We start from the raw sequence: 20,985 nt of genomic DNA on the forward strand, positions 1-20,985 counted from the left end.
CCGCGCTCAGCCGCGGCTGTTGCGCGCGACGCGGATCTTGTTGATGTCGCTGAGGAAGTCGTGCGACCAGTCCTCGACGTCGTGGTCGAGCACGCGGCGGCGCAGGGCGCGCATGCGGCGCGACTGCTCGCCGGGCGACATCTCCACGGCACGCATGATCAGATCCTTCATGCCGCCGATGTCGTGCGGGTTCACCAGCAGCGCGCTGGTGAGCTCGTCCGCCGCGCCGGCGAACTCGCTCAGTACCAGCACACCGCTGTTGTCGACGCGCGACGCGACGTACTCCTTCGCCACGAGGTTCATGCCGTCGCGCAACGCGGTGACGAGCATCACGTCGGCGGCGAGGTAGAGCGCGACCATCTCCTCGCGCGGGAAACCCTGGTGCAGGTACCGGATCGCGGTGTGGTGCATCGTGTCGTAGTCGCCGTTGATGCGGCCGACCGTCAGCTCGATCTCGTCGCGCAGGTCCGAGTACGCCTCGACGCGCTGGCGCGAGGGGCTCGCGACCTGCACGAGGGTCGCGTCGCCTACGCGCAGACGGCCGTCGGCGAGGAGCTCGCCGAACGCCTTGATGCGGTGCCGGATGCCCTTGGTGTAGTCGAGGCGGTCGACGCCGAGCAGGATCGTGCTCGGATCGCCGAGCTGCTGCCGGATCTCGACCGCGCGGGCGCGGACATCCGGTCGCTGCGCGAGCTCGATGTAGGACTGCGCGTCGATCGAGATCGGGTACGCCTTCGCGATCGCGACGCGCGAATCCTCCTGCCCGTCCTGCGGAGAGGCCACGACGATCTCGTTCGAGCGCGTGGTGTGGTGCAGCACGCGGCGCACCGAGCGCTGGAAGTTGCCCGCGTCGGCCTGGCGCTGGAATCCGATGACGTCGGCGCCGAGCAGGCCCTCGAGCACCTGGCGGCGCCAGGGCAGCTGCGAGTACAGGCCGTATGCGGGGAACGGAATGTGGTGGAAGTAGCCGATCGTGACGTCCGGGCGCAGCTCTCGGAGCATCTTCGGCACGAGCTGCAGCTGGTAGTCCTGCACCCACACGACCCCGCCCTGCTCGACCGCGTCTGCTGCGGCCTGCGCGAAGCGGCGGTTGACGTGCACGTACGACTCCCACCACGAGCGCCGGTAGACCGGCGCGGCGATGACGTCGTGGTACAGCGGCCAGATGGTGCCGTTCGCGAACCCCTCGTAGTAGGACTCGATCTCGGTCGCGCCGAGCGGCACGGGCACCAGGCGCGCGCCCTCGAAGTCGAAGGGCTCGATGTCGAGGTCGGGCTGTCCGCCCCAGCCCACCCACGCGCGATCGGGCTTGCGCATCACGGGCTCGAGCGCCGTGACGAGGCCTCCGGGCGAACGCCGCCAGCTCTCCTCGCCGTCCGGCGTGATCACCCGGTCGACAGGAAGGCGGTTGGCGACGACGACGAGATCTGCGCGAGACATTGGGGCTCCTCCTCGGGGCTCGGTTTCACGGTATCAGCGGGCAGTTTTCGGCACAGGGTCGCCGGGCGGGCTTGACGGCGCATGCCGCGCCGGTTATGGCCCGTGACACGCGCGGCCCCGGCTGCGCAAGCCCCTGCGGGGGCCGCGTCCGGCCGCTACCGTGGGTGCCATGGCTCTCCGCAAATACCTGAGTGGCACCGGACTGATCGGGACGATCACGAGCGGGTACGCGCTGCTGCGCGGCGCGAACGCGCAGAAGTTCACCTGGCGCACGGCGCTCGGCTGGCTCAGCTGGGCCGTGACGCTCGCGGTCACGATCGGCACGATCATGGACATCCGCAAGGCCAGCCGCGGCCTGAAAGTCTCCGAGGACTCGCCGATCCACGGCAAGGAGGAGAAGTACTTCTCCCTCAAGGACGCGAACAAGGAGCTCGACAAGCGCCGTCGCCGCTGATCCGCTCCTCCAGACCAAGAAAACAGGCCTTCGGCAGCTTCGCCGAGGGCCTGTTTCGATGGCGGAGGGCGCCGATTGCTATGAATCCGGCGGAACATCGCACAGCTATGCCCCGTTTTCGGGCGTGTCGGCCCTATTCTTGCTGCAACGCACGTCTGCTTGGATATCGGGATCCCCCGTCCCGCTGTCGCCCCCGCATAGCGGCGTGTCGCCGGTGACTCATCCCTGCACGCGTGCACCCACACGCCGGCCTCGCAGGAGGCCTCTCGGACGTCATCTCCCCCACCCGTCCCTGCAGGTTCGAGGAGCTCTCGATGATCGAAATGCTCGATATCCCCCCCATGCGGCTCAGTGACATGGTCGCCGAGCGCATCGCTTCGGCCATCGTGGCCGGCAGCATCCCCGCCGGTGCGCGCGTGCGCGACCAGGACCTCGCCGACCAGCTCGGAGTGTCCCGGATGCCCGTGCGCGAAGCGCTGCAGCGGCTGCAACGCGTCGGCCTGATCGAGACCGCCGCGAGCCGCTACACGCGCGTCACGAAGGTCACGCCCGAGCTCGCCGACGCCACGCGCGAGTTCGCGGGACACTACTCGATCTCGGCGGTGCGGATGGCGATCGCTCGCATGTCCGACGTGGAGCGCCTCAACGCGTCGGACACGATCGCCGCGATCGCGGCCCGCCTGGAGGGCGACCACGACATCGTCGCGGCGCGGCGGGAGCTGCACGCGCTGCTCGTCAAGCTCGCGGGCAACACCTTCATGTCGTCGCTGTCGAGCGACATCGGCATCGCGATCGAGCGCAACCTCGCGGCGACGACCCTGCCGCTCGACGACGCCGAGATGGTCGCGAGCTTCCGGGCACTCGGCGACGCCGTGCTCAACGCGGATGCGGACGAGGCCGAGCGGATCATGCGCCGCCAATACGGCATCGAAGACCACTGACCCGACGCCTCTGGGCGCAGGAACGAGAAGAGCCCCAGCTGATCAGCCGGGGCTCTTCTCGGTGGTGCGCCCAGGGACTTGAACCAGGCATCTCCGGGGACTTCCGCGAGTACTGCCTCATGCCGTTCAATGGCGTCACACGGCTGCGGAGGTGAGCGCACATGGACGGTCAACTCATCGCGGCCCTGCTCGGACTCGTGGTCGCGATCGTCGTGCCCGTCGCGATCCACAGGGCGACCCATCCGAAGCGCCAACTGTCGTATCACCTCGCGGTTCACGCGCCGCCCCCGCAGCCCGGTGTCGCGCCGGTCGCGCCGCCGCCCGGCGTGCCCGCCCACCAGCCGGTGCCAGTCACCCTGCTCGTCTGGTCCACGGGCCGGGCCGACGTCGCGACGACCGCATTCGATGCCGGTAGGCCGATACTCTTCCGGCTGGCCGGACGCGTCACGCAGCCGCCGCGCCCCCTCGACGTGCCGGACGGCTGGAGCATGTCCCTCGTCGGCAACCGCGACGTCACGCTCGGGCCCGTGCTGATCGGCCGGGGCACGGTATTCGCTGCCGAGTTGCTCGTGGAGGGTCCGATCTCCGTCCGCGTCTGGAACTCGCTCGTGGATACCGCCGTGGTCCACTCGCCCGTGCCGCCACAGTCGCGCGACCTCCGCGTCGGCGTCAAGCGCCGACTGAGCGCCATGACGATCGGGGTGAGTGCGATTGTCCTCGCGCTCGCGCTCGAAATCATCTCCATCGCAATCGTGACGGAGAACCGCGCAGCGACCGTCGCTCTCACACTGACAGCCGCGCTTCTCGGACTCGTCGGCATCGTCACGGTGATCGTCAGCGGGATCACCCGTATCACGCGCTATGTACGCGCGCGTGCCACGGCGCGCAATGTGCCAGGAAAGCAGAGAATTCACGGCTGAGTGGGGTTTCTGCACAGGGCACCAACCCCACCTGCGGGATCTCCTGGACGGAGCGCGCGACTGATCAAGGAGCGACAGGAGCCGCAGACGTGCATCGGGACCGACCGCAGCACGGGAAGTCGCTGACCTTTGGGCACGCAGAGGGCACGAATCCGAATCGCGTGCCCAGAGAGGTTCACCCTGAGAGGATCACAGACAGCAGAAAGGCCCCGGATCTCCGGGGCCTTCTCGGTGGTGCACCCCCTGGGACTTGAACCCAGAACCCACTGATTAAGAGTCAGTTGCTCTGCCGATTGAGCTAGAGGTGCATGATTCGAAGCGGATCTTCCGCTCTCGCGAACCGAGGGACTACGTTACCAGGCGACGGGGCGCGGCGCGAATCCGGGCCGGGAACCCCGCCTTCCGGGCGTGTCATCCTTTCTTCGACCGGCGGGGATAGGATGGCGGCCCGGCTTGCCGGTACGGATCCACGCCGTCTTCCCCCGAAGGCGGACGCCCTCCTCCCCCGAAGGAACACACGTGGCCGCTCTCATCCACATCCTGGTGCGGCAGGGTGCGCTGGCGCGCGAGCGCGCGCTGCAGCTGGCCGGATCCGAGCGCGACGAGATGCTGCGGCTGCGGGCGCTGCTCGATTCGGGCGAGCTGTCCGAGCAGGCGTACGCGCGGGCCCGTGCGGTGCAGTTCGGCGTGCCGTTCGTGCTGCTCGAGGACGAGCAGGGCGACCCCGAGCTGCTGTCGCGCCTGTCGGTGTCGTTCGCGCACGCCAACGAGATCGCCCCGCTGTCGGTGCGGGAGGGATCCGGATCCGCTCAGCTCGTGCTCGCGATGGCCGATCCCGAGAACGTGGTCGCGCTCGACGACGTGCGCGTCGCTTACGGCATGCCCGTCACGATCGTGGTCGCGACGGCGACCGACATCCACACCTACATCGACCGCCACCATCGGGCGGACGAGGAGCTCAGCGCGCTGTCGACGAGCTTCGAGAGCGCCGATGAGGACAAGCCGGACGACAGCACGTTCGTCGTCTCGGGCGGGGGCGGCGACGACGACGCCCCGATCGTGCGCTTCGTGAACCTCGTGCTGGGCCAGGGCATCCGCGACCGCGCGAGCGACATCCACATCGAGCCGACCGCCGACCGCGTGCGGGTGCGGTACCGCATCGACGGCGTGCTGCACGAGATGCCGAGCGCGCCGAAGTCGATCCAGTCGGGCGTGATCTCGCGCCTGAAGATCATGAGCGACATCGACATCGCCGAGCGGCGCATCCCCCAGGACGGCCGCATCTCGGTGCAGCACGAGGGGCGCAAGGTCGACCTGCGCGTGGCGACGTTGCCGACCGTGTGGGGCGAGAAGATCGTCATGCGAATCCTCGACCAGTCGGGCACCGCGATCTCGCTCGAGAGCCTCAACCTGTCGCGCCGCAACCTCGAGACCTATCGCGCCGCGTACACGAAGCCCTACGGGATGATCCTGGTCACCGGGCCGACGGGATCGGGCAAGTCGACGACGCTGTACTCGACCGTGAGCGAGCTGGCCAAGCCCGAGGTGAACGTCATCACCATCGAGGACCCGGTCGAGTACCGGATGAACGGCGTCAACCAGGTGCAGATCAACACGCAGGCAGGCCTCACATTCGCCAACGCGCTGCGCGCGATCCTGCGATCGGACCCGGACGTGATGCTCGTCGGCGAGATCCGCGACGCCGAGACCGCGAACATCGCGATCGAGTCGGCGCTCACCGGCCACCTCGTGCTGTCGACCCTGCACACCAACGACGCCCCGAGCGCCGTCACGCGCCTGATCGAGATGGGCGTCGAGCCGTTCCTCGTGGGATCGGCGCTGGACGTCGTGGTGGCGCAGCGCCTCATCCGGCGCCTGTGCGACCGGTGCAAGGAGCCGGACGGCGTCACGGACGAGGAGCTCGCCGTGAACGGCTTCGCGCGACCCATGGCGGACAACCGCACGATCTATCGCCCGGTGGGCTGCCAGCACTGCGCCGAGACCGGCTACCGCGGACGCGCCGCGATCCACGAGGTCATGGCCGTGACGGAGGAGATCGAGCGCCTCGCGGTCGCCCGCGCCTCGAGCACCGAGATCGCGCACGTCGCGCGTGCCCAGGGCATGCACACCCTCCGCGAGGACGGCTGGCTCAAGGCCCTCGAGGGCATGACCTCGATCGAGGAGATCCTGCGCGTCGTGGCTTGATCCTTTCGGCGGCGGAACGCCTCAGCCTTGCCGGGGTCGCAACCCCGGTCAGAACGGTGGTGGGTCCGCGCAGAGGTGCAGGTCCGGCATGACGACCGCGGCTTCAGCCTCGAACCGAACCACGGGCGTGGGCTTGTGGGCGTAGGTGCGGCCGGTCGGGGAGGTCCATTCGATCTCGCCGTCGGGGCCCTGCCGCATCCGCCAGGGCGAGTGATGCTTCAGGCGGTGGTGCGCTTGGCACAGGTGGGCGAGGTTCGTCACTGTCGTGGGCCCGTCGTGGGAGTGCGGCACGGTGTGGTCGGTGTCGCAGCGGCGGGCGGGTTGCCGGCAGCCGGGGAAGCGGCAGTGCTCGTCCCTCGCGGTCAGGAACCTCCGCTGCGCCGCCGTGGGCGCGTACGAGTCCACCGTCAACAGGGCGCCGGTGTCGCGGTGCTGCCAGACCCGGACCCACGTGGAGGCGTTGCCGGCGAGGCGGCGGGCCGTGTCCGCATCGATCGGCCCATACCCGGCCAGGAACGCCGCATCGTCCCCGATCCCGGTGATGGTGTCCACGGGGATGGTGACCTGGATGGTGGCGCCGATCGCGCCCAGGCCGTCCCCGGCGGCGGGGGTGCCGGTGAGGGTGAGATCGGCCAGTAGGTCGGCGCGGATCTGATCGAGCGTCCGGGTGTCGCCGGTGCCGGCGGCACGGGCGACGGCCTTCAGCTTCGTGGCGATCTGGGTGAGCCGGTCGTGGATGGCGTACCCGGCGAACGCGGGCAGCACCGCCCGGATCTCCGCCATCCCGTCCTGCAGCGGGGCGATCCACACGCCACGGTGGGCCATGACCTCCGCCTGCCGCACCGTCAACGGCACCGGGTCGATCCGCTCCGCCACCGCCCTCGCAAACGACCGCAGCTGCCCCACCGTCATGCCCTCCGCCCGCGGCACCACGATCCCGTCGTATTCGATGCGGGAGTCGTCGTCCAGCCGCTCACCCGCGGCGACGATCACCCGGGCGTGGGGGTCGCTGATCCGCCCCTCCTGCAACGCCGCGAACGTCGCCGGGAACCCGGTCACGAGGGTCACCGCGTCGCCCATCCGGACCCGGATCGTGCCGTCCGGGACCCGGGCGGCGGCTGCGAGCTCGGCGGCCATGGAACGCGTGGCGAAGTCGTACTCGGACTCCGACCCGCTCCGCTGGCCCTGTGCGACGGCGATCTGCGTAAGGGCGACCAGGGTGGCCGCCTGTCGGGCGCGGGCCTGGGCGATGACCGCCTCGTCGGCGAGGTACTGCTCCACCAGGGCGGACGTGCGGGCGCTCTCGCCGGCCGTGGGAGTCCACGGATCCGGGCAGTACGCCTGCGCTGTCATGCCCCGATTCTCCTCCGGGCCACCGACATTCGACGGCCGGGAAACCGCTGATCCGGGGGTAGAACCCGAACTGTGGACAACCCGATCCAGAGCGCCCCTGTGGACGACAGAGCGACGCCGCTGAGAGCTCCCCCAGGGCCCACCTGACGACCGGCCCGGCTCCCGCTGAGTTGCGGGGTGCGTGGCGCTGGCGCGACACGCCGATACAGTGTCCTCGTGGACTCAGCCTTCGCGTCCGAGCCCCCGATCGGACGCCACTACTCCTCGCCATTCACCGTCGTCGATGCCCTGCACCGGGTTGTCGCCGACGGAGGATCCGATCTGCACATCACGGCCGGGGTGCCGCCGATGATGCGACTTCACGGATCCCTCCGCCCGATCGACGGCGCGCCCGTGTGGACGGCCGACGACGTGCGACGCGAGGTCACCTCGCTGCTGTCCCCCGAGCAGCTCGCTCAGTTCGACTCGTCGCACGAGCTCGACTTCGCATACCCGCTGTCGCCCGGTGCGCGCTTCCGCGCGAACATCTACCAGCAGCGCGGTACGACCGGCGCGGTGTTCCGCTTCATCCCGACGAACATCAAGTCGCTCGCCGAGCTCGGCATGCCCCGCGCGATCTCGCGGTTCGCCGAGATGCCCCGTGGCCTGGTCCTGGTGACCGGCCCGACCGGATCGGGCAAGTCGACGACGCTCGCCGCGCTGATCGACCAGATCAACCGGACGCGCGCGGATCACATCATGACGATCGAGGATCCGATCGAGTTCCTGCATCCGCACCGGCGCTCGATCGTGAACCAGCGCGAGGTCGGACACGACACGGCGTCGTTCCAGACCGCCCTGCGGCAGGTGTTGCGACAGGATCCGGACGTGATCCTGATCGGCGAGATGCGAGACCTCGAGACGATCTCGGTCGCCCTCACCGCCGCCGAGACCGGTCACCTCGTGTTCGGCACGCTGCACACCCAGAGCGCGCCGTCGACGATCGACCGCATCATCGACGTGTTCCCGCCGCACCAGCAGACGCAGATCCGCACCCAGCTCGCCGCGACGCTGCGCGGCGTGGTCTGTCAGACGCTGGTGCCGGATGTCACGGGCAAGGGCCGTGTGGCCGCGACAGAGGTGCTCGTGATGACGCCGGCGGTGGCGAATCTGATCCGCGAGGAGCAGATGCACCAGATCCCGGGCGTGCTGCAGGCCGGCTCCATTCACGGCATGCACACGCTCGACCAGAACCTCGCCGATCTCGTCGACCAGGGCCGGATCAGCTACGAGGCCGCCGAGGAGCGCGCCCAGGACAAGGACGGCTTCCGCCAGCTGGCCCGCCGCTCGACTTCGGGCGGCTCCGCCACCGGCGAGCCCGACTACGGCGACATGTTCTCGCGTCGCAGCCGCCGGCAATGAGCACCGCCCAGGCGTTCGACTACGTCGGACGCGACACCACCGGCAAGCGCCGGCGCGGGACCGTGGATGCCCCCAGCCAGGCCGCCGCGATGGCGCGCGTGCGCGAGATGGGGATCGTCCCCGAGAAGATCTCCGAGTCGAGCCTCCTGACCCGCGAACTGGACTTCTCGCTGTTCCAGAAGAAGATCGGCCTGCGCGAGGTATCCATCGCGATCCGGCAGATCTCGACCATGATCGAGGCCGGTCTGACGCTGGTGCGCGGGCTGTCGATCATCGTGGGGCAGTTGGACAACGTGCGGCTGCGCGACGTCTTCACCACCGTGCAGCGCGACATCGAGAAGGGCCTCCCGCTCTCAGAGGGGTTCGCGAAGCGCCCGGACGTGTTCCCGCCCCTTCTCGTGCACCTCGTGCGCGCGGGTGAGGCGGGCGGCTTCCTGGCCGAGTCGCTCAACTCGGCCGCCGACAGCTTCGAAGCGGACCTGAAGATCCGAGACACGGTGAAGGCAGCGCTCACCTACCCGGTGATCGTGCTGTGCGTCGCGGTGCTCGCCGTCATCGCGATGCTGATCTTCATCGTTCCCGTGTTCCAGAAGATGTTCGACGACCTGGGCGGCGAACTGCCTCTTCCCACGATGATCCTCGTGGTGCTGTCGCAGAACATGGTCTGGCTGGGCCCTCTCCTGGTCGTCCTGATCTTCGGGGGGATCATCTGGTTCCGCCGATACGGGCACCAGCCGCAGGTGCGCATCGCGATCGATCGGGCGCGCAACAAGGTGCCCGTGCTGGGCCCCTTCTTCCGCAAAGTCGCGATCGCCCGGTTCACCCGAACCCTGTCGACCACGCTGAGCGCCGGCGTGCCCATCCTGCAGGCCCTCGCGATCGTGAAGCAGACCGCCGGCAGCGCCATCGTGGAGGAGGCCGTCGGCCGGATCTCCGAGGGCGTGCGGCGGGGGCGGTCGATTGCCGGGCTCATCGTCGCTGAACCGGTTTTCCCTCCCCTCGTGAGCCAGATGGTGGCTGTCGGCGAGGACACCGGAGCGCTCGACTCGATGCTCAAGAAGGTCGCGGATTTCACTGACCGGGAGGTTCAGCAGACCGCGGCGCGTCTTACTGCGATGATTGAACCGCTGATGGTAGTGCTTGTTGGAATTATCGTCGGCGGCATGATACTTTCCCTTTACCTGCCGATCTTCGGAGTATTCGACCAGATCCAGCAGACGGGTTGACGACCGACTTACCGGTATGACGGCGCAGAGAACCTCCCCCAGCTATCTCCGCCACTGGTAAGGCTTCGTCACTGCTGCTCTGGAAGATGCCCGAAGGTAGGCCGGTGTCTCACACAGTCAAGATTGTCCTGAACAGGAGCTCCCCCTATGTCCGTCGCCACCCCCCGGGCGATGAACAGCGCCATTGACGCGCTGGTTCGTCGTCGCACGGAACTCAAGAACAACAACGACCGCGGCTTCTCGCTCATCGAGTTGCTCGTCGTCGTCCTCATCATCGGCGTGCTCGCCGCTGTGGCCATCCCTGTGTACCTCAGCTCGGTGGACTCTGCGCGCTCTGAGTCGGTCAAGGCCGCGGTGACCAACGCGAAGTCCGAGTACATGTCCAAGGTCTTCGAGAACAGCGGCAAGGCACTGTCGGAGACCGCCGTCACGGCGATCGAGACGTCGAACACGACGGCCGACATCATCGTGACCATCACGCCTGGCGCGACTGCCGCGACGACCGTCGAGGACACCACCTTCAAGGCTGAGTGGAACGACGACGACAAGAAGCCCGTCGCCAACCTCGGTGGCACCAACAAGTCAGCGGTCGTCACGAAGTAGCACTGCCACGTCGGTCAGTGCCGGTGATTCCTAGAAGGGACACGCCGGCACTGACCGACATGCAATAGTGCGCTGACGTTATGAGAGCGATTGATTCTCTTGGTGATGAGCGCGGATTCGGACTCGTTGAAGCGCTAGTCTCCATGTTCCTTCTCGCTCTCATCGCGGTGGCATTTCTGCCACTCCTCGTAACTGGGCTGCAAGCGGCGACAGCGAACACGACCGTTACCACTGCCACTCAAGTCGTCAACGAACAGTTATCTCCCATTTCCGCGCACGAGTTCACGTGCACGGAGGTCAAGCAGTGGCTGCAAGAAACTCCTTCGACGCTTGAAGACTCTCGCGGCGTGACGATCTACGTTCATCGCGCCATGGGCTCGGCGAGCACCAATCCTGACGGCAGTTTGCTCTGTGCCACCGGCGGAACCGTGACCCTCCAGGTAACCGCAACCAGCGCCTCCGCTCCGGCCGCGGTCGGCGCCAGCACCTATACCTCGGCCGGAGCTATCGTCCGCATCAAAGGACCGTGAATGTCCCCGCCCGACGCCGTCCCCGCTCTGGGAGATGACAGCGGCTTCACGCTCGTGGAGTTGCTGATCTACATCGTGCTGCTCGGCTTCATCCTTGCCGCCGGCTTCGGACTGCTGTCGAACTCGTTCCGTGGGTCCAACTTGGTGATGGAATCCGCTGACGCGTCTCGAGAGGGACAGACAATCGCTCGGACGATCAACTCTTCGGTCCGCAATGCGAGCCACGTGACCGTCTCGACCGATGGTCGCTTCTTCGTCGCGGCCACCGTTGCAGGCCAGTGTCACGGGTGGTACGCGGCCAGCAGTGGTGACGTCTTCGTACGCTTGTCGACCTCCAAGATTGGTCGTCCCACCGTCGCGGAACCCGCCGGCTGGATTCATATAGGGTCCGGCGTCACTCCTGCAGCAGGGGACGCTCGGATCTTCATCCAGTCCGACGATGGGGTCGCCGTGCGGTTCACCGTTGCTACCGCCAACCAGCCGACTCTGATCGACACGCTCTCCACGCCTCGGACACCGGCCACGGGAGTGAATCCATGCGTCGTCTGAAGCTCATGCATCGCACGGACCACGGCTCCGCACTCGTCGCCGTCGTCGGCATCGTCATGGTCACGATCGTCATCGCGGTCGCCGTCTCCACCACGACGATCACCTCACTGAACCGCACCGACGAAACCCGCGACACGACCTCGGCCGACTTCGCGGCCGAGGCCGGCGTCGCCGTCGCGCAGACCGCACTCGCTCAGGGCACGTGCGCCGCAAAGGGCGGCGTCTTCCAGAGCGGGTCCACCGCGCCGCCGTACTACCGCACGGTCATCCTGAAGGTGGCGCCGACCAGCACCTCGGTCGGCTGTCCTGCCGACGCCGACGAGGTCCGCATCGTCTCCACGGGCTACTCGAGCCCCGAGGACTACACGGCGCGCAGCGGCGTCCGTCGTAGTGTCGAGGCCCGACTGACGGCGCAAGCGGCCTGGCTGCAGCCCAGCGGCGCGGCGGTGTTCGCGTACAGCTCGCAGGGCATGGGCGGCTCGGGCAAGCTCGTCGCCGAGAACGGCCTCGAGCCGAGCGTCCACGTGCGCGACGGCGACGTGATCTGCGACGGCGACAGCGGCGGCCAGGCCGACTGGGTGATCAACAACGGCAACTTCACCGCCGAGGGGTCTTGCAACGTGTCGGGCGACGTGTGGGCGTCGAAGAACGCCAACATGACGGGCAACCCCACGCTGGGCGGCAACCTGATCGCCGAGAACATCACGCTCGGCGGCGGCACGGTCGGCGGCAGCACGTGGTCGCGCGTCGACACCACGATCGACTGGGGCGCAACGCTCAAGGGCAACGTGACCTCGGCGCGCAACCTGACGTACAAGGGCGGCACCATCATCGGCAACGGGTGGATCAACGGCACCGCGACCCTGAACCCGGACAACGTCGATTTCCGCGGCCACCTCTACGCGAAGACGATCATGGGCAAGGGCTCGGGCACGGTCGACGGGGGCCAGACCGTCACCTCGGTCGTCGGCTCTCCGAAGGCCCCCGACGTGCCGGTCGTGGCCGAATGGATCGACCTGAAGTACGACACCGCCCTCTGGAAGAGTTTCACCCCCGTCGTGATGTCGGGCAACTGCGACTACAACGCGCTGAAGACCGCGATCGAATCGCTGGGCGGGAATCCGGGTCTCCTCGACGCCCGCGCCTGCCTCGGCAAGATCACGGTATCCGACTACCAGAAGCTCTCCGTCCCCGCCGATCTCGCGATCTACGCTAAGCAGTTCGAACTCGGCGGCAGCGGCGGATTCGCCGGCACGAACGGTGCGCGCATCTGGCTGATCAACCAGGACGCCACGGCCAACAAGGTCCCGGACTGCGCGAGCCAGTCGTTCGCGATCGGCGGCGCGTTCACGATCACGAACGCGACCATGATGATCTACTCCCCCTGCAAGGTCGTCATCGCGTCGGGCCTCTCGCTCCGCGGCCAGATCTTCGCCGGACAGGTGGACATCACCGGCGGCGCGACGCTCACCTACGGTCCGTCCGGTCTGCCGGGCTACAACCTCACGACCGGCCAGCCCGTGACGGGCGGTTCGTCGCGAACGCTCACGTCCTACACGAACACCACCGAGAAGTCCGAGAAGTGGATCCCATGATCCCGCTCGTCGCCACCGGATCCGGAGCCCTCGGCCTCGCCATCGGCTCCTTCCTGAACGTCGTCGCGTGGCGGGTACCGCGCGGCGAGTCCGTTGTCGCGCCCGCGAGCGCGTGCCCGAAGTGCGGGCACGCCATCCGGGCGTACGACAACATCCCCGTGCTGTCGTGGCTGTTCCTACGGGGGAGGTGCCGCGACTGCGGCGTGCCGATCTCTTCGCGTTACCCGATCGTCGAAGGGATCACCGGCGCGCTGTTCGTGCTCGTCGCGGTGATGATGGGCCCCGCCCTCGTCACCGCGGCGAGTCCCGCAGCGGCATGGTCGGCCGGCCTCGAGCTGGTCGCCTTCCTCGCGCTCGCCGGTTTCGGCGTGGTCCTCGCAGCCATCGACCTCGACCTGCACCGACTCCCCAACGCACTGGTGTACCCGCTGGCGGCGACCGGTGCGATCCTGCTCAGCGCGGCGGCGATCACGGGGGGCGAGGGCGCCGCCGCGCTGCGTTCCCTCATCGGCGCCGTCGCCATGGGCGCCGTCTACCTCGCCATCGCCGTCGTGAAGCCGGGGGGCATGGGCATGGGTGACGTGAAGCTCGCCGTCGCCCTCGGCCTCTTCCTCGGCTGGATCGGCTGGGGCGCCCTCGCGGTCGGCTTCATCGCCGCTTTCGCGCTCGGAGCGCTCGTCGGACTCGCGCTCATCCTGGTCCGGCGGATCGGGCGGCGCGGCGGCATCCCGTTCGGACCGTGGATGATCGCGGGCGGATGGGTCGGCATCGTGTTCGGCAACCCCCTTGCGGACGCATACCTCGGGTTGTTCGGGTTGTCGTAGGAACGGAAGGAGGCGCGGCATGGCGAGAATGATCGGACTCGACTTCGACAGCGAGTCGGTGCGCGCCGCGGAGGTCTCGGGCCTCGGCACCGCACAGCCCCGCATCGAGCGCTACGGCGAGGTGCGCTTGCCTCCCGGCGCCGTGGAGAACGGCGAGGTGGTCGAGCCGAACACCGTGGCCGACGCGCTCAAGCGCCTCTGGCAGGGTGCGAAGTTCTCCACCCGCGCGGTGGCGCTGGGCATCGGCAGCCACCGCGTGATCGCGCGTCCGCTGGTCGTGGAGGACGGACGGCTGGACCAGGTGCGCTCGGCCCTGCCGATGTACGCGGAGGAGCTTCTGCCGTTCCCGACGGAGGAGGCGCTCATGGACTTCTACCCGATCGCGCGCACCCCGGATCAGCCGGGCCGCGTGCGCGGCCTGCTCGTCGCCGCCGCGCGGGACGCCGTCGACGACAACGTGCGCACGGTCCGCCGGGCGAAGCTGCATCCCGAGTCCGTCGACCTCGTCCCCTTCGCCCTCGCCCGCACCCACCTGCGTGGCGAGAACGCCCGCGGCACCGTCGGCCTCGTGGAGATCGGCTCCTCGAGCACGAACGTGCTGATCGCGGTCGAGGGCATCCCGCAGTTCCTGCGCATCATCCCGAGCGGCGGCGACGAGGTCGTCCGGCAGCTCGCGACCGTGCTCGGCGTCGACGAGGACGCCGCGGCCGACATGCTGCACAGCCCCGGACCCGACCGCGAGGCATTGCTCGACGCCGCGTCCCCCCTGGTGAACGCGATCGCGAACACGCTCGACTATTACGCCAACACGCACGAGAACGGCGACCTGCAGCACATCCTGCTCGCCGGACGGTCGGCCGGCATCCCGTCCCTGCAGGACCAGTTGCAGTCTCGCATCCGCCGCATGGTGACCCCCGCCGATCCGCTGCACGGCGTGAGGGTGGGCAAGAAGGTGGATCCGCAGGCGCTCGCATACGGATCGCCGGGCGTCGCGATCGGCCTGGCCCTGGGAGCTGCATCATGAGCCCCGACGAGTCCCGGATCTCGTACCCCGTCGACACGCCCCGCCCCGAGACGGCGCCCGTGTCGGCCCGCTCGACCAGCACCGAGTCGATCCCGATCGTGTCGGGCGACATCGACATGCAGCCGGTCGAGAACCGCCGGATGCGTCGCGCTCGGCTGGTCGGCGGAGACACCGGCGAGTCGCCGATCGCTGGATCGCCTGCTGCCGAAGCCCCGCGGGACGCGGTGACGGGCGTTCCCTCGTACGCGCCGCCGGCGGCCCCCGCACCCCCGTACACGCCCGCCGACGCCCAGCCCGCGTCTGGCTACGCTCAGCCCGCGATGGCGGGCTACGCACCCTCGGCCTACGGGGCGCCGACGACGCCCGCCTTCGATGCGCCCGCCGAGACCCGGGCCGCGTGGCTGACAGCTCAACAACCGCACGAGGACCAGCGCGTGCCCGACTGGATGGCACCCGCGGAGTCGTCGACCCCGCCGGCGGCACCGTTCGAGGCGCCGACGAGCCTCGACGCTCCCATCACCGAGCCCGCCGCTCCGCCTGTTGCGGCCCCGGGCAAGGCGCCCAAGCCCGGCCGGGTGCCGAAGCCGACGAAGGCCCCGAAGGCGAAGCCCGAGAGGACCCCCAAGCCCGAGAAGGCAGGCAAGCGGCCGAAGGCACCGAAGGGCGCCCCGGCTCTGAAGCCACCGAAGGCCCCGCAGCAGCGGCCGGATCAGCTGGCCATCGGCGGCGTGCCGAAGGTCGACCTGCTGCCGCCCGAGCTGAAGGACGCGCGCGCCTGGCGTCGAGCCCGCGGTCGCGCGCTGATCATCATCCTGTGCGGCATGCTCGTGCTGCTCGCCGGCGTCCTCGCGACCACATGGCTCGCCCGCACCAGCACCGACGCGCGCGATGCCGCGCAGGCGCGCACCGACGAGCTGCTCGCCATGCAGTCGGAGTTCGTCGAGGTCAATGCGGTGCAGGGAGGCATCGCGGCGGCCGAGCAGGCGCTCGCCCAGGCGGGTGCGACAGACATCCTGTGGACTCCCACACTCGCCGATCTCCGCGCGAGCCTGCCGGCGCAGGCGCGCATCACGGCCCTCACGATCGACGCCTCCAACCCGAGCACGCCGCTCGCCGCGCCCACGGACGTACTCGAGCCCGGGGATCGCGTCGCGACCGTCACATTCACGGCGCTCACCCCGCGCGTGCCCGACGTCAGCACGTGGGTCCGCGCTGTGGAGCAGATCGGCGGCGTGGTGTTCGTCGCGCCGCGCGTGACGCAGGTGCTCGAGGACGAACCCGGATATACGGTCGAGATGACCTTCGACATCGGCGCGGAGCGGTTGCGCAACGCGCCCGCCCCCGAGGACGACGCGACCGCCGAGGAGGAGGGACAGTGAACCGGGTACGCCTGACCTACATCATCGCGACGATCCTCTGCCTCGCAGTCATCGGCGGCGGGTTCGCCATCGGCATCAGCCCTCTGCTCACCGCGGCCGCAGCCGCGAACATGGAGCGCGTGCGCATCGAGGCCGACAACAGCGTGCTGGAGACGCGGCTCACCCAGCTCGGGCAGACCCGCGACGAACTCGAGCAGCACCGCGCCCGCCTGAACGAGCTGCACCGCGCGATCCCCACCGACGGCGCGTACGATGCGTACCTCGACGAGATCTACGAGCTCGCCCGCGTCTCGGGCGTAGCGATCGACCGCGTCACGTTCGGCGACGCGGCCCCCATCGGCACCCCGGCGGGTGAAGCGCCCGCCCCCGCGGATCCTGGCGCATCCGATCCCGCGGCGGAGCCGACGGACCCTGCCGCGACGGACCCGGCGCCGACCGACACCGCAGCGCCCGCGGATCCGGCCACCGGCGCGGCGACCACGGCGGCACCGGGCGGGCTGCTGTCCATCCCGGTGCAGGTCGGCGTGACCGGACCGGGCGCCGGCGTGCAGCAGTTCGTCGACGCGGTGCAGAACGCCGACCGGTACACACTCGTGACCAAGGTGTCGCTGGCGTCCGAAGAGGACGCCGGCGACGTGCTGGGAGTCGAGGCGACGGCGCTGCTCGACGGGTTCGTGTGGGCTCTGCCGGAGTAGGACTCGGCAGAGGCGCGCGCACTTCGGACGATCGGGACCCACGATCCGGCGCCGGTATCCTGAGACGGTGACTTCCCCGGCCACGGCCACTCCCCTTCCCCACGGCGATCTCGACGCCGACCTGCAGCTGGCGCTGCGGCTGGCCGACGCCGCCGACGCGCAGACCCTGCCGCGCTTCGACGCCGCCGACCTGGACGTGTCGCGCAAGGCCGACCGCACCCACGTGACCGACGCCGACCTCGCCGCCGAGCGCGCGGTGCGCGCGCTGCTCGCGCAGCACCGCCCCGATGACGGCGTGCTCGGCGAGGAGTACGGATCCGACGCCCCCACGTCGCGGCGCTGGATCATCGATCCGATCGACGGCACCGCGAACTTCCTGCGCGGCGTGCCCGTGTGGGGCACGATGATCGGCCTCGAGATCGACGGCGGGATGCGCCTCGGCGTCGTGAGCTCCCCCGCGCTCGGCCGCCGCTGGTGGGGCGCCGAGGGCCTCGGCGCCTGGACAAGCGCCGACGACGGCGAGGCGCGCCCGATCCGGGTGTCGGATGTCGCGACGCTCGACGACGCGAGCGTCAGCTTCCAGAGCATCGCGCAATGGGATCGAGCCGGTCACCTCGGCGCGCTCGTCGCGCTGACCCGCGGCGTGTGGCGCGACCGCGCCTACGGCGACGTCTGGTCGTACATGCTGCTCGCGGAGGGGCGCCTCGAGATGGTCGGCGAGTTCGACGTCAAGGAGTACGACCTCGCCGCGGCCGCCGCGATCGTGACCGCGGCCGGCGGCCGGTTCTCCTCGTTCGAGGGCGAGCCCACGATCGCCGCCGGCTCCGCGGTCGCGACCAACGGCATCCTGCACGACGCGATCCTCGAGGTCCTGCACGCGCCGGGGACGTCATGACCCGCGCGCGTCGCGCGGCGATCCTGCGGCACCTCCGCCAGGCGGCGGCGCTGGCCGTCGCCACGACGGCGATGCTCGCGCTCTCGGCCTGCGCGCCCGACGCGCCCCAGGGCGGACCGAGCGCGCCCGCGACCCAGGCCACGGGCGAGCCGGCCGCGCCGGATGCCGAGCCGACCTGCGAGACGATCGTGCCCGCGACCCTCGTGGCCGACTTCGAGGAGTACGGCCTACAGGCGATGGAGGAGCCGTTCGCCTTCGGCGACCCCGCGACGACGACCATCCCCGACGGCATCATGTGCACGTGGGGCAACCCCGAGGTCGCGACCGACCACGGCGTGCAGCTGTTCGGCTGGGCGCCGCTCGACGCGGCGGGCCAGAAGAAGTGGACCGCGTTCCTCGCCGAGCAGGGCTGGACCCGCTCCGAGGGCGAGGGTCTGATCTACCTCAGCGACCCGTTCGAGGGCGTCGAGGGCATGACCTACGCGTTCGGGGACGGCTTCGTCGTGCTCGCCGACACCAAGCAGAGCGTCGCCCTCGTCACGCGACGCTGACGCATCCGGATCCGGTCCATTCGGATGTATCGGATCGCCGGATCGATGCTCTCTCCCTTCAGCGAGGGCGAAAGGATCCGGGGATGAGCGACGTCGACGTTGATAGCCCCTTCAGCGTCGAATACGCCTGGTTCGAGTATGCGGTGCGTCGTCCCGGCGCGGTCGGCAACGCCCTCGGGCCGCTGTCGCGGCAGGAGGCCGCGCGGCTGGCCACGGAGATCGGAGGCACGGTCATCCGTCGCCGGATCACCCACGGTGCGTGGGTGGTCGCGTGACCTCGGAGGGGCGGGTTCAGCTGGGGAGCAACCCGTTCCACCGAGGTCACGCCCGCATGCACGCCTGAATCGCTTCGCGCACTAATGGCACGGTTCTCGGACGGGGTCAAGCCACAAGCGTGATCCTCTCGCGCCGCGTTACATGGTCCTCCCAAGACCACGAGCGGTGAGGGAGAGGAAGACCGATGTCGCAGAACTATGGGGCGGTGCCGCCGTCCGAGACGACGGGCCACGGATCGGAGACCACGAGCTACGGATCGCCGCCCGACGCCGGCGGCTCCGGCACCGCGGAGGCCGCGAAGCACGAGGCCGCCGAGGTGAAGGACACCGCGAAGCAAGAGGCCGGTCACGTCGTCGACACGGCGAAGCAGGAGGCCTCGAACGTCGCACACGAGGCCAAGTCGCAGGCCAAGCACGTCTACGCGCAGACGCGCCGCGAGCTGACGGATCAGGCCGCGACCCAGCAGCAGCGCGTCGCCGAGGGGCTGCGGTCGATCGGCGACGAGCTGCAGTCGATGGCGCGCGGGTCGGAGAACCCCGGCATGGCCACGGAGTTCGTGCAGCAGGCGTCCACGCGCCTGAGCGACGCGTCCTCGTGGCTGTCGCAGCGCGATCCGGGCTCGCTGCTGAACGAGGTGAAGTCGTTCGCGCGCCGCAAGCCCGGCGTGTTCATCGCCGGCGCGCTCGTCGCGGGCCTCGCCGCGGGACGCCTGACGCGCGCGCTGGCCGAGAACGCCAAGGACGAGCACGACTCCGGCACCGGCGCCGCGAACCCGACGCCCGGCGGCGAGGGCGCCCGGGGTGCGTTCGGATCCGGCACGCCGAGCCCGGCGGGCATGTCCACGGCGGTGGACCAGACGGGCGCGGGCGCCGCGTACGGAGCCGGGGCCGCGGGTGTGGCCGCGACCTCGAGCGGCGGGTACGGCGACGCGACGTCGGAGTACCCCACCGAGGGCTACGACCCCGCGGCCTACCCGACCGCCGGCGCGGAGTCGGAGCCGACGCCGATGTACGACGAGTCGCGCGCCGCCAACCCGGCCGCCGAGCCCGGATTCACCGCCCCCGGGGAGGCCCACGATGGTCGATGACCCGACGCCGTCCGAGCAGAAGGCGGCGAGCACGTCGCTCGGCGATCTGCTGGGCGAGGTGACACAGGATCTCTCGGTGCTGATGCGCCAGGAGATCGCGCTGGCCAAGGCCGAGCTGAAGGAGTCCGCCTCCAAGGCCGGCAAGGGGGCGGGCATGATGGGCGGCGCGGGATACGCCGCTCTGATGGCCGTGTTCTTCCTGTCCGTCGCCCTGTGGTGGGGCATCGGCGACCTGATCGACAACCTCGGCTGGTCGGCCGTGATCGTCGCCCTCCTGTGGGCGGTGATCGCGGCGGTCCTGTTCTTCGTGGGCCGCAACCAGATCAAGGAAGTGAAGGGGGCTCCGCGCACCGTGGAGTCGCTCGGGAAGATCCCGGACGCCCTGAAGAGAAATGAGGAGAACCGATGACCGATTCACCGGAGGCGATCCGCGCCGAGATCGAGCGCACTCGCCGGGAACTCAGCTACGACGCCGACGCGCTGGTCGACAAGGTGACGCCCTCGAAGATCGCGCACCGCCAGACCGACAGGATCAAGGGAGCGTTCGGATCGGTCCGCGACCGGATAATGGGCAGCGCGGACGACGCCGGATCCTCGCTGCACGGCGCCGGCTCGTCCGTCAAGGACGGCGTCTCGGATGCCACCCACCGCGTGGCCGCCAAGGCGGAGGGCAACCCGCTGGCCGTGGGCGTCATGGCCTTCGCCGCGGGCCTGCTCGTCTCGTCGCTGATCCCCGCCTCCGCGAAGGAGAAGGAGCTCGCCGACGACGTCAAGGAGCAGGCGCAGCCGCTCGTGGACGAGGCGAAGCAGGTCGCCCAGCAGGTCGGCGAGGACCTGAAGGAGCCGGTGCAGGATGCGGCGACCGCCGTGAAGGACACGGCCACGGATGCCGCGTCGAACGTGCGGGACGACGCACAGGACGCCGCGGGCACTGTGCGCGACCGCGCGGACGAGGCGCGCGGCAACGTCAGCGGCGGCTGATCCGCGTCCGAGAGGGGGCGGCTGGGTGGTTCCGGCCGCCCCCTCCTCGCTGCCCG

General features: G+C 69.6%; 22 protein-coding genes and 1 tRNA gene. 20 read left to right on the forward strand and 3 right to left on the reverse strand.

The window, feature by feature from the left end; genetic code table 11:
* Window positions 1-6: 6 nt before the first annotated feature.
* A complete protein-coding gene (locus tag AAD528_RS04090) occupies window positions 7-1,440 on the reverse strand; it encodes an alpha,alpha-trehalose-phosphate synthase (UDP-forming) (protein ID WP_345750783.1) in 1,434 nt (477 codons plus the stop codon).
* Window positions 1,441-1,609: 169 nt separating this feature from the next.
* Between AAD528_RS04090 and AAD528_RS04095 the strand changes: the two genes are divergently transcribed.
* The 3 genes from AAD528_RS04095 (at window position 1,610) to AAD528_RS04105 (ending at window position 3,755) form a co-directional block, all read left to right on the forward strand.
* Entirely contained in the window at window positions 1,610-1,894 is a 285-nt protein-coding gene (locus AAD528_RS04095) for a hypothetical protein (RefSeq protein WP_345750784.1), read from the forward strand.
* Window positions 1,895-2,217: 323 nt separating this feature from the next.
* Window positions 2,218-2,835, forward strand: coding sequence for a GntR family transcriptional regulator (locus tag AAD528_RS04100; protein ID WP_345750785.1), 618 nt, complete (start codon window positions 2,218-2,220; stop codon window positions 2,833-2,835).
* A 161-nt stretch (window positions 2,836-2,996) separates the two neighbouring features.
* Window positions 2,997-3,755: a hypothetical protein gene (locus tag AAD528_RS04105; protein WP_345750786.1), complete on the forward strand. Its 759-nt coding sequence runs from the start codon at window positions 2,997-2,999 to the stop codon at window positions 3,753-3,755.
* Window positions 3,756-3,987: 232 nt separating this feature from the next.
* On the opposite strand, the gene AAD528_RS04110 is transcribed toward AAD528_RS04105, so the two are convergent.
* A tRNA-Lys gene (locus AAD528_RS04110) sits at window positions 3,988-4,063 on the reverse strand.
* A gap of 211 nt (window positions 4,064-4,274) precedes the next feature.
* Here AAD528_RS04110 and AAD528_RS04115 point away from each other — a divergent pair.
* Entirely contained in the window at window positions 4,275-5,960 is a 1,686-nt protein-coding gene (locus AAD528_RS04115; RefSeq protein WP_375339584.1) for a GspE/PulE family protein, read from the forward strand.
* 48 nt (window positions 5,961-6,008) lie between these two features.
* Here AAD528_RS04115 and AAD528_RS04120 read toward each other — a convergent pair whose 3' ends face one another.
* On the reverse strand, window positions 6,009-7,313 hold the full coding sequence (locus AAD528_RS04120; RefSeq protein WP_345750787.1) for an HNH endonuclease signature motif containing protein: 1,305 nt from the start codon (window positions 7,311-7,313) through the stop codon (window positions 6,009-6,011).
* A gap of 216 nt (window positions 7,314-7,529) precedes the next feature.
* Between AAD528_RS04120 and AAD528_RS04125 the strand changes: the two genes are divergently transcribed.
* From AAD528_RS04125 to AAD528_RS04200, 16 genes are all read left to right on the forward strand, one after another.
* On the forward strand, window positions 7,530-8,714 hold the full coding sequence (locus AAD528_RS04125) for a type IV pilus twitching motility protein PilT (RefSeq protein WP_345750788.1): 1,185 nt from the start codon (window positions 7,530-7,532) through the stop codon (window positions 8,712-8,714).
* Window positions 8,711-9,940, forward strand: coding sequence for a type II secretion system F family protein (locus tag AAD528_RS04130; RefSeq protein ID WP_510995855.1), 1,230 nt, complete (start codon window positions 8,711-8,713; stop codon window positions 9,938-9,940). The genes AAD528_RS04125 and AAD528_RS04130 overlap by 4 nt, the downstream gene beginning before the upstream one ends.
* A 147-nt stretch (window positions 9,941-10,087) precedes the next feature.
* Window positions 10,088-10,543, forward strand: a complete 456-nt coding sequence (locus AAD528_RS04135; RefSeq protein WP_345750790.1) for a type IV pilin protein — start codon at window positions 10,088-10,090, stop codon at window positions 10,541-10,543.
* Between the two features lie 80 nt (window positions 10,544-10,623).
* Window positions 10,624-11,073: a type IV pilus modification PilV family protein gene (locus AAD528_RS04140; RefSeq protein WP_345750791.1), complete on the forward strand. Its 450-nt coding sequence runs from the start codon at window positions 10,624-10,626 to the stop codon at window positions 11,071-11,073.
* Window positions 11,074-11,622, forward strand: coding sequence for a PulJ/GspJ family protein (locus tag AAD528_RS04145; protein ID WP_345750792.1), 549 nt, complete (start codon window positions 11,074-11,076; stop codon window positions 11,620-11,622). It begins immediately after the preceding gene.
* A 5-nt stretch (window positions 11,623-11,627) separates the two neighbouring features.
* Window positions 11,628-13,217, forward strand: coding sequence for a hypothetical protein (locus AAD528_RS04150; protein ID WP_345750793.1), 1,590 nt, complete (start codon window positions 11,628-11,630; stop codon window positions 13,215-13,217).
* Window positions 13,214-14,041 (forward strand): prepilin peptidase, encoded by an 828-nt coding sequence (locus tag AAD528_RS04155; RefSeq protein ID WP_345751249.1) that lies wholly within the window; start codon window positions 13,214-13,216, stop codon window positions 14,039-14,041. Before AAD528_RS04150 ends, AAD528_RS04155 begins: the two co-directional genes overlap by 4 nt.
* Before the next feature lie 19 nt (window positions 14,042-14,060).
* Window positions 14,061-15,065, forward strand: coding sequence for a type IV pilus biogenesis protein PilM (pilM, locus tag AAD528_RS04160; RefSeq protein ID WP_345750794.1), 1,005 nt, complete (start codon window positions 14,061-14,063; stop codon window positions 15,063-15,065).
* Complete coding sequence (locus AAD528_RS04165) at window positions 15,062-16,444, forward strand: hypothetical protein (RefSeq protein WP_345750795.1); 1,383 nt, start codon at window positions 15,062-15,064, stop codon at window positions 16,442-16,444. Before pilM ends, AAD528_RS04165 begins: the two co-directional genes overlap by 4 nt.
* Window positions 16,441-17,139, forward strand: a complete 699-nt coding sequence (locus AAD528_RS04170; RefSeq protein WP_345750796.1) for a hypothetical protein — start codon at window positions 16,441-16,443, stop codon at window positions 17,137-17,139. The genes AAD528_RS04165 and AAD528_RS04170 overlap by 4 nt, the downstream gene beginning before the upstream one ends.
* Before the next feature lie 67 nt (window positions 17,140-17,206).
* Window positions 17,207-18,034, forward strand: coding sequence for an inositol monophosphatase family protein (locus AAD528_RS04175; protein WP_345750797.1), 828 nt, complete (start codon window positions 17,207-17,209; stop codon window positions 18,032-18,034).
* Window positions 18,031-18,585: a hypothetical protein gene (locus AAD528_RS04180; RefSeq protein WP_345750798.1), complete on the forward strand. Its 555-nt coding sequence runs from the start codon at window positions 18,031-18,033 to the stop codon at window positions 18,583-18,585. The genes AAD528_RS04175 and AAD528_RS04180 overlap by 4 nt, the downstream gene beginning before the upstream one ends.
* 83 nt (window positions 18,586-18,668) lie before the next feature.
* Window positions 18,669-18,860 (forward strand): hypothetical protein, encoded by a 192-nt coding sequence (locus AAD528_RS04185; RefSeq protein WP_345750799.1) that lies wholly within the window; start codon window positions 18,669-18,671, stop codon window positions 18,858-18,860.
* 185 nt (window positions 18,861-19,045) lie between these two features.
* Window positions 19,046-19,948, forward strand: a complete 903-nt coding sequence (locus AAD528_RS04190; RefSeq protein WP_345750800.1) for a F0F1 ATP synthase subunit B family protein — start codon at window positions 19,046-19,048, stop codon at window positions 19,946-19,948.
* The gene (locus AAD528_RS04195) at window positions 19,938-20,357 is read left to right on the forward strand and encodes a phage holin family protein (RefSeq protein WP_345750801.1); all 420 of its coding nucleotides are present in this window, start codon (window positions 19,938-19,940) and stop codon (window positions 20,355-20,357) included. Before AAD528_RS04190 ends, AAD528_RS04195 begins: the two co-directional genes overlap by 11 nt.
* The gene (locus AAD528_RS04200; RefSeq protein ID WP_345750802.1) at window positions 20,354-20,929 is read left to right on the forward strand and encodes a DUF3618 domain-containing protein; all 576 of its coding nucleotides are present in this window, start codon (window positions 20,354-20,356) and stop codon (window positions 20,927-20,929) included. Before AAD528_RS04195 ends, AAD528_RS04200 begins: the two co-directional genes overlap by 4 nt.
* The last annotated feature ends 56 nt before the right edge of the window (window positions 20,930-20,985 follow it).

The sequence above is a fragment of the Microbacterium rhizophilum genome, assembly GCF_039605615.1.
GTDB classification, from domain to species: domain Bacteria; phylum Actinomycetota; class Actinomycetes; order Actinomycetales; family Microbacteriaceae; genus Microbacterium; species Microbacterium rhizophilus.